We start from the raw sequence: 280 nt of genomic DNA, 5'->3' as shown, positions 1-280 counted from the left end.
TTGATAAAATAAAAGAAATTTACTATGAAAATAAAGGAAGATATGGTTACCGTAGAATAACATTAGAATTAAAAAATCAAGGTTTTAATATTAATCATAAAAAGATACAAAGACTTATGAAAAAATTTAATTTACAAAGTATTATTCGTAAAAAGAGAAAATATTCTTCATATAAAGGTCAAATAGGTAAAGTAGCTAATAACCATATTAATAGAGATTTTGAAGCAACAGCTCCAAACCAAAAATGGTTTACAGATGTAACAGAATTTAATTTAAGAGG

The 280-nt window shown here is 22.9% G+C and carries 1 protein-coding gene; it reads left to right on the top strand.

The genetic code is table 11. The annotated features are described in order from the left end of the window. A partial coding sequence (locus IMK15_RS06370) for an IS3 family transposase (protein WP_192942294.1) occupies nucleotides 1–280 on the top strand: 280 nt, incomplete at both ends.

The sequence above is a fragment of the Sneathia sp. DSM 16631 genome, assembly GCF_014892235.1.
In the GTDB taxonomy this organism is placed as follows: domain Bacteria; phylum Fusobacteriota; class Fusobacteriia; order Fusobacteriales; family Leptotrichiaceae; genus Sneathia; species Sneathia vaginalis.
Note: the sequence above shows the minus strand (reverse complement) of the source record. Positions and strands in the feature narration are given on the sequence as shown.